The sequence below is a fragment of the Pseudomonas sp. NUPR-002 genome, from assembly GCF_056322725.1.
In genome coordinates, this window is record NZ_CM150476.1 from 3309975 (window position 1) to 3322162 (window position 12188).

The following is a 12188-nucleotide window of genomic DNA, read 5'->3' on the forward strand; positions in this document are numbered from 1 at the left end:
GCTCAGGGCCTCACTGCAGTCGGTACGGCGGCCAGCGGCTGCTCATCGTCAACCTCGATCGGGCCTCGCTGGTTGCGAATCTGCATGCTGGTTTCGGTGCCCGACGGGAACTCCATGTCCGAAGGGCTCTGGTACGGCAGGTTGCGCACGATGCGTGGGGTGATCGACAACACCAGTTCCGACTGGCTACGGTCGTTGCGGTTGCTGCCGAACAGACGGCCCAGGCCGGGGATGTCGCCGAGAAACGGAATCTTGTTGCCGCTGGCGCCATCGTCATTGCGCACCAGACCCGCCAGCACCTGGGTTTCGCCGTCGTGCAGGCGCAGGCTGGTCTGCGCGTTGCGGGTGTCGACCTGTACCGGGATGGTGCCCTGGCGGGTGGGTTCCAGCGGCTTGGCGTTGCTGACCTCCAGCGAAACCTTGATCGCCACTTCGTTGTTCAGGTGCACCACCGGGGTGACTTCAAGTTTAAGACCGACATCCAGGTAAGTGATGCTTTCGGTGATCACCGGCCCTTGGGTCGAGGGCACCGACGTGGCACTGACGATCGGTACCCGCTGACCGATATGGATGCGCGCCTGCTCGCGGTTACTGACACGGATCACCGGGCTGGCCAGGGTATTGATGTCGTTGTCCTGGGCGTTGATCTTGGCTTGTGGCGAAGGCGAGATGGAAATGCGTGAGGAGTCGATGCCACGCAATTGATCGAGGGTCGTCACGCCCTTGCCGTCTTCGTTGAGTACCCCGAAGGTGTTGGGCCACTGCAGGCCGAGTTCGAGGATGCGCGAACGCGCCACTTCCATCACCTCTACTTCCAGTACCACTTCCGGGTTGGACTGGTCCTGCGACTGCAGCAGCTTCTCGGCCATGCGCACCGCGTCAGGGGTGTCACGCATGGTCAGGGTGTTGAGGCGTTCATCGACAAACACGTCACGGGTTTTGAGCATGGTCTTGACCATGTTCAGCGCGGTGTTCGAATCGATGCTGGTCAGGTAGAAGGTGCGCATGACCAGTTCCTGATAGTCCTTGGTCTTCTGCGGCGAGTCCGGGTAGATCAGCAAGGTGTTGTCGTTCACCACTTTCTGGTGCAACTGGTTCTGTTCCAGCAACAGCGCAACGGCGTCTTCGATGCGCACGTCGCGTACGAAGATGGTGGCCTTCATGTCCGGGCGCAGGTCTTTGTCGAAGATGAAGTTGAGCCCGGCGACCTGCGACAACACTTCAAAGATGGTTTTCAGGTTGGCATCGCGAAACTCCAGAGTGACCGGGCGTTCCATCTTGGTCCGCAGTTGCGGGTTAGGCTGAGCGGTGCGGCTCTGCACCAGCTCGATGTCTTTGCGCAGGGCCAGGCCATCCTGGTTCTGCGGGTCGAGCATCAGCACTTCGCGCATGTGCCGCTCGGCGCCGAACAGATCGCCCTGGCGCAACGCCGCCTGACCGAGGGCAACACGTTCGCCGATGTTGTCGATCTGCTCGATCTGACGCACCGCTTCCTGAGCCCGGCGGTTGTTCGGTTCCAGGGTCAGCACCCGGCCGTAACCCATGCGAGCCCCGGCAAAGTCGTGGCGGCTGCGGTCGCTGTCGGCCTGGGTCAGCAGCGCTTCAACGGACTGACGGCGGCCCTGGATCACGGCGATGTTCAGTTCGGTGTCGCGTGGGTTCTCCTTCAGCGCGTCTTCCAGCATGGTGATACCGGCTTCGTATTGCCCTTCGGCGATCAGCGCCTGGCCGTCCTTGCGTACGCCGCTGGTTCCACAACCAGCCAGCGCGACACAGAGTGCGAGCATCACAAAGGGCGCCTTGTTGCAGTGCCTGGACGAAATCATGGTGCGCTCCCTACAGACAAAGTCTGGGACAAGTGCAACGGCAGGTAGACCACGCTCAGCTCCGTGGCGGAGATGTGCTCGATCCGGTAGAGGTCATCAATCACGTCGCCGCGACGTACGACGTAGAGTTTTTCGCCGCTTTGCAGGAACACTTGTTGATCGTCACGGTCATCCAGACGGCCAACAAACTGAAACGGCAAGGCCGGGGCCGCGGGCGCCACGGCGACAGGCGCTACGGCTACCGGTTGTTCGGTCACCGTGGCCATCTGCACTGCCGGTTTCCAGCTTTTGCTGGGGAACAGGTCGCGCAGGGTCAGCGGTGCAACCTTGCCGGTCTGTTCAGCAGCGGCGCTGCTGGCCAGCGCTGCCTGCTTGGCAACGGTCACGCCAGCGTCGCTGTCCGCAGGCTGCGTATCGAAGAAGTAGCCTGGAGCCAGCGCCAGTGCGGCAGCAGATCCGAGGAAGGCCAGCCAGGCCAGGCGGCGTTGAGTGTTCATCATGACCTCGACAGGTAGAGGGTCATACGCAGGCGGCCGGTGAGTTCGCTGTCACCGATCTTCTTGCGCTGCAGGTCAACGTCTTCGAGCACCAGGGCCGGCAACTGGCCGAGCAGCGCGTGCACGAAGCGGCGGATCTGCGGGTAGCTGCCACGCACCGGCAACAGAATCTGGTAGCGCGCCAGCTGGGTCTTGGGATCAACCCCCAAGGCATATTCGCCACGGGCCAGGCTGATGCGCTCGGCCTTGGCCAGGGTGTAGATACGGTCGATGGCAACGGTCGCCTGGGGCTGGGCCGGCAGTTGTTTGTGGAAGTCCTCCAGCTCACGTTGCGGCACTTGCGGCAGCTTCAGGTCGCCCTTTTTCAGTTGCTGCACCTGCGCTTGTGCCTGTTCGCTGTGCAACTGTTGCTGTTGTACGTGCTGCCATTGCGGCAGTACCACGGCGACGCCGTACAGCACCGCCACCAGTACCAGAGCAGTCCCCGCGAGGCCCGCGATTCCCAGCTGCCGGGCGCGTTCATGCAGTATCAGGCTATGGATGCGCATTGCCGATCTCCCAGGTCGCGGACAGGTTGAACTGCACCGGGTGTTCAGGCTGCTTGGCCATGATTTCGTGGTTGAGCAGTGATACGTCGCGCAGTTCGCCGCTGGCCTCCAGACGCTTGTGAAAGCTGAGCATGGCTTCCAGGTCGCGGGCTTCGGCACTGATGCGCACCTGACCTTTGCGGGCATCGGGGGTCAGGGTCAGCAGCGCCACGTCGTCTTGTGGCAAGGCCTCGAGCATGTCGAACAAGCGCTCCCACGGGCGTTGCAATTGCTGCGACACGCTGCGCATCTGCGCCAGTTTCTCGGTTTGCTCGCGGCTCTGTGCCGGGGTCAGCGCCGCCGTGTGCTCAGGGCGCTTACCCAGTTGCCGTTCGAGTGTTTCGAGTTGCTGTTCAAGCGCCGCCTGTTGCTGGTTGAAATGCTGGCCAAGGACAACGGCACCGGCCAGCAGGCTGGCGCCGACCGCCAACAGCACCCAGGCCGACAGGGCCGTGCGCCGTGGCTGAAAATCCAGTTCCAGGCGGCGCATGTCAGGCCACCGCTCGGGTCATGTGGCACAACACATCGCCCGCATCGCCGTCCAGTTCGCACAGCTGCACGCCCGCCAGCGACGGCGGTTGCTCGTGACGGCCTGGCGCATGGAGGAACACCGGCAGCTCACCTTCATGGGCGTTGAGTTCGCACTGGCGGGCGATCAGCGCCTGCAGGGCGGCGTCGCTGTCAGTACCGCCCTGGGCGCTGATTTGCTGCCACACCCCGTTCTGCGCCAGCAGGCACACCGTGCGCTGCGGTTCGGCGAGTACGAAGAGAAAATCACGTTGCCCCAGTTGCTCGGCAAAGCGGTTGTAGGCAGCCATCAGGTACGGGCGCACCGAACGCAGGCGCAAGCCCAGGTCGCGGCAGTGGTCGTGCAGGCGTTGCAGCAAGGCTTCCGGCACCGCCGTAGCAATCCGCGCGGCACCGGCGGCCTCGGGTGACACCACCAGGCGCCAGCCCTCCAGGCTTTGCCCGTAGTGGGCCTCGAAGCAGGCCCGGGCATAGTGGTGCAGTTCATCGGGGCGGTTGATTGCCGCGCTCCAGGGCACCAGGCAGAAGCGGCAATACTGCGCCGACAGCAGCAACTGCAGTTCGGCGCCTTTGCAGCGCTGTTCCGCCAGCAGGCTGTGCAGGGTGTCCAGGGCCAGGTTGGCGGCCTGGCTGCGCTCGGCGATAAAGCCCAGGCTGCCCAGCCAGTGTTGATCTTTACCCTGGCGTTGGCACAGGCCTACACCCTGGGCGCCGAGCACGGCGATAAAGCGATCAGGCGACAAATGTGACACGATTGATCTCCTCCAGCGTGGTCCGGCCATCGCGCACCAGTTCCAGTGCCGAACTGCGTAGCAGACGCAGGCCGCGTTGACAGGCCAAAGCGCGGATCTGCGCCAGCGGCCGGCGTTCAACAATCATTTGCCGCAGTTCGTCGTCCAGGTGCAGCAACTCGGCGATGGCGGTACGCCCGCGATAGCCGCTGCCCCGGCACTGACCGCACCCACTGCCGTGCACAAAGCGGTAATCACCGACCTGCCAGGGTTCCAGCCCGGACAGGCTCAGTTCTTCATCAGTGGGCTGTTTGGGGCTGGCGCAGGACGGGCAGACCAGGCGGATCAAGCGCTGGGCCAGCACCGCGTTGAGCGCCGAGACAAAGCTGTAGGGGTCGACCTGCATCTGGCTGAAACGGCCGATCACATCGAAGACGTTGTTGGCGTGGATGGTGGTGAACACCAGGTGGCCGGTCAGCGCCGATTGCACGGCAATCTGGGCGGTGTCCGGATCACGGATTTCACCGACCATGATTTTGTCCGGGTCGTGGCGCAGGATCGAACGCAGGCCGCGGGCGAAGGTCAGGCCTTTCTTCTCGTTGACCGGGATCTGCAGCACCCCGGGCAGTTGGTATTCCACGGGGTCTTCAATGGTGATGATCTTGTCTACGCCATGGTTGATCTCGCTGATCATGGCGTAGAGGGTGGTGGTTTTACCGCTGCCGGTCGGGCCGGTCACCAGGATCATGCCGTAAGGTTCGTTGGCCAGGCGCCGCAGGCTGCGCAAGGTCTGCTCTTCAAAGCCCAGGGCTTGCAACTGCACGCCACTGACGCGGTCGGCCAGGTCTTGTTTGTCGAGCACCCGCAGCACCGCGTCTTCACCGAAAATGCTTGGCATGATCGACACCCGAAAGTCGATCTGGCGGGCGCTGATGCCGATTTTGAAGCGGCCATCCTGAGGCACGCGCTTCTCGCCGATGTCCAGCTCGGCCATCACCTTGATCCGCGAGATGACCTGGTCGGCAAACTCGCTACCGCTGACCTTGCTGATGCTGTTGAGCACGCCATCGATGCGGTATTTGATGACCAGGCCGTTGCCGGTCACCCCCAGGTGGATGTCACTGGCGTGCATTTTCAGCGCGTCGTACAGGGTCGAGTTGACCAGTTTCACCACCCGGCTCTGGTCTTCGCTGATGCTGGCCAGCGACAGGCTTTGCAGGGTGTCGAGTTCATTGACCGCTTCGCTTTCGGTCTCCAGCGAATCGACGGCATGAAAGTTTTCTTCGTGGCGGGCGAGAAAACCGGCCAGGTCCGCAGCGTCGACCAGGTACAGCGGCGCGCCTTGCAGGCAGTCGTCGATCCAGGCCAGGCGTGCGTGATCGAAGGGGTCGGCGAACACGCCCAGGGTCTGGCCATTGTGTTCGAGGAAGAGGAACTCGCGTTTCAGGCACTGCGCCAGGCTGACCCGCTCAAACAGCGGTGTGGCGGCAAACAGCGCGTGGCTGTCCAGGACCGGGTAATGCAGGGTGGCGCCCAAGCGTGCGACAAACTCGGCGGGGCTCAGGTTGCTGGCACGTTGCAGGGTATCGAGGAGGCGTTCGCCGCTTTGCTCAGCGCTGGCACGTGCTTGAGCAAGGAGATCACGGCCGAGGGGTACCGGGGCACTGATCGGGGTGGAGACTACAGCGAGCGACACGATTTCCATGACTTGCTCTCCAGCGCGGAGCGCGGCAAGCCATGTTCAGCTGTGCTCGCGCATTACTCCCCGGTGAGCAGTTGGTCTTCGTCTGGTTCTGGCTTGCGGACGCCTCGTCGGCGATCTGCCAAAACCCAACTACCGTCGAACAACTGCAGGGGGAAACTGTCATTCCTGCTCTGGCGCCGCTCGACAAACCCTGTGTCCGTGTTGCCCTCACTGCCGTCTTCGCGCTTGATGCCCATCAGGTCGTTGACTGCACGGGCCAGTTCCGCCAGCGGAAAAGGCTTGAACAGGATATGACTGACACCGAGCTGGGTGGCACGCTCACGGACCTCGGCGGTCGGGTGGGCGGTGATCAGCACGAAATGACAGTTCCTGCTCTTGCGTACGGTCTCCAGTACCTGAAACCCCTCCATGTCGGGCAAGCGGAAGTCGAGCACTATCACGTCAGGTTGGGTGCGTTCGGCTTCACCGATGGCACTGGCCCCGTCGTGGGCAACATGGACGTTCAGGCCTTGCGCTTCCAGGTAAGCCTGGATATTGCCCGCAAGGGTCTGTTCGTCATCGACTACCAATATTGTGTTAACCAAGGTCGACTCCTTGAAACATCACAGGTCCGGTTTCCCGGTCTGCCGAAGTGCGACCTTGTATAGGCTTACGCATGCTTCGTGCCAGACCGGTAACGGCGCTCATCAATGTGCTATGTCGTTGATTCTTTAAGCGTAGACGCAAATAGGCCATATCCTCTCCCCCAATCCTGGGGGCCGGATGGCGTTTTGCCTCTACTGGTATCCCCAACATTGGGGGTCAGAATAGTCGTCAGTCAAGTCGCTGCACCTGCCCGGCGTCACGTAGACGCTGCAGCAAGGCTAAACGCGCCTGCGACTGTTGTTGATCGACCAGCAAACGTTTGGCCAGTTCCATGCCCTGTTCATTTTCGACCGAGCCAGCAGCGGATTGGTTCTGCACCTGCGCTAACGCATCGGCATTGGCCAGATAGAACGCCCGCACCTCGGCCACGGCCGGCTCTGGTACCTGGGAGGCTTGCATGAACACCTGCTGGGCTGCCAGTTCATGACGGATGTAATCGGCAAAGCTGTCGCGGTCAAACCCGGCATCGGCCAGGCGCTGCTCGAACGGCTTGGCATTGCCCAGGGCCTGGCGCAGTTGCTCGATCTGCGCCTGAACCTGGTCGTCACCGACGCTGATGCCCTGACGCTGCGCTTCCTGCCACAACAGTTCCTTGTCGATCAGGTCGCTGAGTGCCTGCTCACGCAAACGCTTGTACACGCTGGGGTTGCGAATGCTGGTCAGCGCCCTGCCCTGTGCTTGCAGGTAGTCGGCAAAGTAGCGCTCCAGGCGCAGTTGGCTGATCGCCACGCCGTTGACTTGCGCGGCCGCCGGGCCGTCCTGAGCCTGCACGTGCAACGCCAGCAGGCACAGCAACAATGTCAGTAGTTTCATGGTGTACCCCCTTCACTGACAGGACGATAGGCCGCCACCGGATAAAACACCGGGCCAGGCATTTCCAGGGTCACGACATGCGCCCCGGCCAACCCCTGACGCCGCCCCGGGCCGAAATTCAACGGCGGGGTGAGCCCGGTGTGCACGTCGTGCAGGCTTTCCAGGGCCTGCATGAGCTTTTCCCGGCTGGCATCACGGCCCGCCTGTTTAAGCGCGTCCCCAAGCAACTGCACCGCGCACCAGGTGCTGACTTGCAACACGCCTTGGCGGCCGTCCAGGCCCTGGCGCGCGCGCATCTGGCTCAACGCCTCGCTACCGGCTGCGGTCCAGTCACCGGGCACAAAGGGATAGGCCAGAAACACCCGTCGCGACCAGGCCTCAGGTACCCGCGGCAACTGGCTGGAGACCTGATTGGCGGCGGCGAACAGATACGGTGTGCGCTGGCTCTGCTGCAGTTGATCGGTCAGACGGCTGAAATCGTCGGCCTGCCCCAGGAAGAACACCGCCTGCGCGTCTGGCGCCTGCTCACCCAGCGGCTGCGCTTTGACATTGCCCCAGCCCCGCTGCAGTAGCTGCTGCTCCAGGTGTTGCGCCAGGCCGGTCTGTGCCGGGTCGGCGTAAACAATCCGGGTAGCGGCCTGCTGCAGCGTCAGCGTGCGCTGGGCATAGTCCGCCAGGCTCAGCAATTGGTCATCCAGCCCCGGTAATGGGTCAAAAATCTGCGCGCTGCGCGAAAGCACCGGTGCCGCGCCAATCAAGGGCACCCGCGCCTGCTCCAGGCGCTGCGCCAACACTGGGTCAAGCGCTGGCGCCAAAGGTGAAATCAAGGCAAACACCTGTTCCTGTTCGAGCAGTTGCGTCAGCGCCTGTTCGGCGCTAACCAGGTCAGGCCCCGGATCGAGGTTAATCAGTTGCAATTGGCGGCCATGGATACCGCCCTGCTGATTGAGTTGTGCGATACGGTCTTCAAGCACCGCCGCCACTATGCGTGCCGAAGACGCCAGGCTGCCTTCAGCAGGCAGCAAGGTGCCCAGGCGCAAGGTACGCTCCTCCACGCCGGGGTCACGGTCATCGGCCAGACGCTTGAGGTAGGCATTGAGGTTGCGCTGGTCGGCCATGCTCAGCACGAAGCGCGGCATGGCAGGGTCCAACTGATTGCCTGCCGGGTCGCGGCCTTCTTGAATGGCTCGCGCCAGGCTGGACTCGGTGTAGGCCGGGTAGCTGCGGCCATTGACCTGACGCAGCCCCTGCCCGACCACCAGGCGTTGCCAACTGAGTACCGGCGGGCGCACACCGCCTTCGGCACGCCCCAAGCCATCGGCACCATGGCAACTGCCGCACGGCACCACACTGGCGGGTACCAGCATGTCGGCAGCGCCGACCCGCGCCGACACCTGCGCATCACTGCTCGACAATCCCTCGCGATACAAACGTTTGCCCGCCAGTTCCGCCGGTGTCAGCTCCAGGCCCAGCGCGAGACTGCTGATGGCCAGCATCAGCAGCAGGCAGGCGGCGCGCAGTGAACTCATCATGATAATCAACGCCCAGCCAGGGGTTGCGAGAGCAACTGCAGGCGTTGAGCGATGGCTACGGGCGGTGCATCCGGGCGAATCTTGCTCCAGCGCTTGTTGGCCACATCACCGGCGATCAACTGGGTTGAGTGTTGCTCAGGACTGGGAATCAAATGACCAAGGCGCATCAGTACCAGGTCCATTTGCGCCTTGTCGCCGGTCAGGAACAGCCAGTTGGGGCCATCCACGCCCTGCTTTTGCGCAAATTCCTTGAGCACTTGCGGGGTATCGTTGGTGGGGTCGCTGCTCAACGAAACGAAAGTAACCTTGCTGGCGGCCTCCTCGCCCAGCGCCTCGCGCACCTCGCGCAATTTGCGGGTGATCAGCGGGCAAGCGTCATTGCAGTGGGTAAAGATGACATTGAGCAGCACCACCCGGTCTTTGAGCACATCGCTGTAAAAACGCAGCGAGCGACCGTTCTGGTCCTGTACCAGGCTGTCGGTGAAGTACGTCTGGGCGTCATGGGTTCCCGTGGTCGGCGTGACCGCACCAGCGCCGGGATCGGCAGCAGGCTTGGCCTCCGGCGCGTGGCCTTCATGGGCGAACGCCACGGAACTGAGGATCCACAGGCAGGCAGCCAGCGCCACCCAGTCGACACCGCGCATCACCGTACGGTGTGCAGTTGTAGTGCTCATGGTTGCACCTCCTGGGCGATGGCCGTGTGCTTGGCGTGCACCCGGCGCGCGCTGAGCCGGTCGATTTCAGTGACCAGCAGGGCCGGGTCGGTGAAGCCGTAGAAGCGTGTCCATTTGCCGGTGCGGCCATCGCCGACGAGGATCAGCGGCGGGTGCTCACTGAGGTTGGCGCTGAAACTGCCCAGGCCCTTAAGGGTTTCCGTCACGGCATAGGGTGAGCCGGTCAGCCAGCTCCAGCCCGGGCCGACCTGAAAGGCCTTGGCATAATCCTGCAGGCGCTTGGCGTCATCACGTTGCGGGTCAACGCTGATCGACACCAGTTGCACTTCATCACCGACCCGTCCACCGAGTTGCTTCTGCACCTTGCCCATGATCGACGAGACCACCGGGCATACCGTGGTGCAGCTGGTGTAGATAAAGCCCATGACCACCAGGCGGTCGGCGACCAGGTCCTTCTCCAGGCGTACCGGCATGCCGTTCTGATCCAGCAGTTGCACGTCGGCAAAGCGTACCGAGGTTTTCTCCTGATGCGCCGCGGGTGGTGTGTGACCACTGTGATCGTTGTGGCCGCTATGATCGACACCGCCATGGGCCTGGGCGAGCCCACAACTGGCGGCCAACAGGCAGAGGCTGAACAGTCTGCAGCGATCGAGCATTTTCATCGCACACTCCTTGAACCCGAGTCGGACGCTTGTTGAGCCGCAGCGGGGAGCACCCGCAGGCTGGTGTAGTTTTTCTCGGCAAACGCACTGCCCAGCGACGGTGCTTGCACATGCAGGTACCAGGCGCCGGCCTCGGCCAGCTCCAGCGGTGCTTCGTACACCCCGTCGCCAACTTCATGCACACGGCTGTCGCGCGGCAGTGACGACGGTGCGAGGAAGTAGCGCACGCTCAGGTCCTTGATGCCATTGCGCGGTTTGCCATCGCCTTCAACGATGCGAAAACGCGCGGTGAACGGAGTGCCCTGCACCACCACCTTGGGTTCGAGCAAGAACTCCACCTGCGGTAGCTTGCGGTGCGGTGCGCTGGCGGAGGCAGCCACTTCGGTGCTGAAGCAATGAATGATCTGCGGCTGATTCAACATGAACGCCACATCGAAGGTACCGGCAGCGGGCAGCTTGATCGTCGAGCTGTACACCCCCGGCGACACTTCACGCAGGCTGCGGTCGATAACCAGCGCAGCACGGGCGTTGTGGCCACGGTTGGCGTAACCCGACATCGGCGCGTTCATGCCTTCGGCATAGAAGTAGGTGGTGTTGTCTGCCGGGTTGACCACAAACACCGAGTTCTCGTCGCGGGCCACGGTCAGGCCCTGGGCCAATGGCAGGTCACCGGCCTGGCGCGGTGCTGCGGCGCCAGCGTCAAAGCCCTGGACGATAGGCTGGCGGCCCTGGCCAAGGCTGCTGAGGTTGATCATGGTGACCTTCGAAGACGCCAGGCCACGGATATAGGCGTAGGCCTTGGTGAAGGTCAGTTGGTAGGGTTCGGCCGCCACCGGCAGGCTATGGATCAATTGGTCGGTACTGGCGTCGATCACCAGCGCCTGGCTCTCCAGGGTGTTGAGGACGATGCCGAAGCGTCCGTCGCTACTAAAGCGCATTGGCCCCAGGCCCTGTTTGCCTTCGATGCGATGGCGCAGTTCATGGCTGCGGGCGTCGATCACGCTGATGCTGCCGTCGCGCCCATCGGCCACATAGACGGCCTGGGACAGCGGCGAATAGGCCACTGACAGCGGATGCGAGCCGACTTTAAGGGTTTTCACCAGACGCATCTCGCTGGCATCGATCACGCTCAAGGTGCCACTGTCACGGTTACTGACAAAGGCATAGCGTGAGTCGGCGCTGAAGGCGATTTCGTGATGACCGCTGCCGGTGGCAAAGAACTTCATGGTTTTGCGGCTGCTCACATCAATGACCGTGACGCCGCTGTGCGCCGCATCGCTGGCGTTGTTACCGACCCACAACAAACGCTGGTCGGGCTGCAAGGCCACCCGCAGCGGCTGCTTGCCGGCGTCGATGCTGCCTACGCGCTGGAAGGTCGCAGCGTCGATCAAGGCGACTTCACCGCGCTCGGGCATCGACACGAAGACTTGCTTGTCGTCGCTGCTCGCCACCCAGTCCATGGGCACACCCGGCAGTTCGATGCGCGCCAGGGTGCTGGTCACCCCGCCGACTGAAACCGACGGATCGATCACGGTCAGGCTGGCATCCTTGTTCAGCACCAGCAGGAAGTAGCTGTTGAGGTCGAGCAACGGTCGGGCGCCGATGCTGCTTTTGAGAAACAGCGCCACCCGCGCTTTGCAGCTTTTATTGCGGTCCTTGGCCGCGTCACCGGTGAGTGCTGGGTCCAGCCAGGCGCCGGGCGAAACGCCCGACAGTGGCTGGCCGCTGTTCTGGTCTGTGACTTTGAAGCGCACATTGGCAAATGCGCCCTCGGTCAGCACCCCATCACTGCCCAACGGCTTTGCCTCGAACTCAACCGTGACCCCATCACGGCTGAGCCGGTGCAGCGCCTGCGGATCGCTCTCGGACAACTCGCTACGCGGGTCGCACCACAGGCTCTCGTAGCTGATACCCAGGCCCATCAGGGTCAAACCTGCCATCAGGCCCAGGTACAACGGTCGATTTTTTTTATTCATGACCTCTCCCCC

12 protein-coding genes are annotated in these 12188 nt (G+C 62.9%); all 12 read right to left on the minus strand.

All coding sequences use genetic code 11. The features are described 5' to 3' along the window. Positions 1 to 2: 2 nt before the first annotated feature. The 12 genes from ACVWSC_RS15030 to ACVWSC_RS15085 all read right to left on the minus strand — a co-directional run bounded on the left by ACVWSC_RS15030 (position 3) and on the right by ACVWSC_RS15085 (position 12176). Positions 3 to 1826 carry a secretin N-terminal domain-containing protein gene (locus tag ACVWSC_RS15030; protein ID WP_442107335.1) on the minus strand — a complete coding sequence of 608 codons (1824 nt, stop codon included), beginning with the start codon at positions 1824 to 1826 and terminating at the stop codon, positions 3 to 5. After that, positions 1823 to 2323 (minus strand): hypothetical protein, encoded by a 501-nt coding sequence (locus tag ACVWSC_RS15035; RefSeq protein ID WP_442107337.1) that lies wholly within the window; start codon positions 2321 to 2323, stop codon positions 1823 to 1825. The genes ACVWSC_RS15030 and ACVWSC_RS15035 overlap by 4 nt, the downstream gene beginning before the upstream one ends. Continuing rightward, complete coding sequence (gene pilO, locus ACVWSC_RS15040; RefSeq protein WP_442107339.1) at positions 2323 to 2871, minus strand: type 4a pilus biogenesis protein PilO; 549 nt, start codon at positions 2869 to 2871, stop codon at positions 2323 to 2325. Before pilO ends, ACVWSC_RS15035 begins: the two co-directional genes overlap by 1 nt. Beyond that, a complete protein-coding gene (locus tag ACVWSC_RS15045; protein ID WP_442107341.1) occupies positions 2858 to 3400 on the minus strand; it encodes a PilN domain-containing protein in 543 nt (180 codons plus the stop codon). Before ACVWSC_RS15045 ends, pilO begins: the two co-directional genes overlap by 14 nt. A gap of 1 nt (position 3401) precedes the next feature. Next, the gene (locus ACVWSC_RS15050; protein WP_442107343.1) at positions 3402 to 4190 is read right to left on the minus strand and encodes a hypothetical protein; all 789 of its coding nucleotides are present in this window, start codon (positions 4188 to 4190) and stop codon (positions 3402 to 3404) included. Beyond that, a complete protein-coding gene (locus ACVWSC_RS15055; protein WP_442107345.1) occupies positions 4171 to 5874 on the minus strand; it encodes a GspE/PulE family protein in 1704 nt (567 codons plus the stop codon). Before ACVWSC_RS15055 ends, ACVWSC_RS15050 begins: the two co-directional genes overlap by 20 nt. Positions 5875 to 5927: 53 nt before the next feature. Next, positions 5928 to 6458, minus strand: coding sequence for a response regulator (locus ACVWSC_RS15060; protein WP_442107346.1), 531 nt, complete (start codon positions 6456 to 6458; stop codon positions 5928 to 5930). 229 nt (positions 6459 to 6687) lie between these two features. After that, positions 6688 to 7332, minus strand: coding sequence for a SurA N-terminal domain-containing protein (locus tag ACVWSC_RS15065; protein ID WP_442107348.1), 645 nt, complete (start codon positions 7330 to 7332; stop codon positions 6688 to 6690). Beyond that, entirely contained in the window at positions 7329 to 8861 is a 1533-nt protein-coding gene (locus ACVWSC_RS15070) for an ABC transporter substrate-binding protein (RefSeq protein WP_442114308.1), read from the minus strand. Before ACVWSC_RS15070 ends, ACVWSC_RS15065 begins: the two co-directional genes overlap by 4 nt. Positions 8862 to 8869: 8 nt before the next feature. Further along, positions 8870 to 9538: an SCO family protein gene (locus tag ACVWSC_RS15075; RefSeq protein WP_442107350.1), complete on the minus strand. Its 669-nt coding sequence runs from the start codon at positions 9536 to 9538 to the stop codon at positions 8870 to 8872. Beyond that, on the minus strand, positions 9535 to 10200 hold the full coding sequence (locus tag ACVWSC_RS15080; protein ID WP_442107352.1) for an SCO family protein: 666 nt from the start codon (positions 10198 to 10200) through the stop codon (positions 9535 to 9537). Before ACVWSC_RS15080 ends, ACVWSC_RS15075 begins: the two co-directional genes overlap by 4 nt. Next, positions 10197 to 12176, minus strand: coding sequence for a cytochrome D1 domain-containing protein (locus tag ACVWSC_RS15085; RefSeq protein WP_442107354.1), 1980 nt, complete (start codon positions 12174 to 12176; stop codon positions 10197 to 10199). Before ACVWSC_RS15085 ends, ACVWSC_RS15080 begins: the two co-directional genes overlap by 4 nt. Between the last annotated feature and the right edge of the window lie 12 nt (positions 12177 to 12188).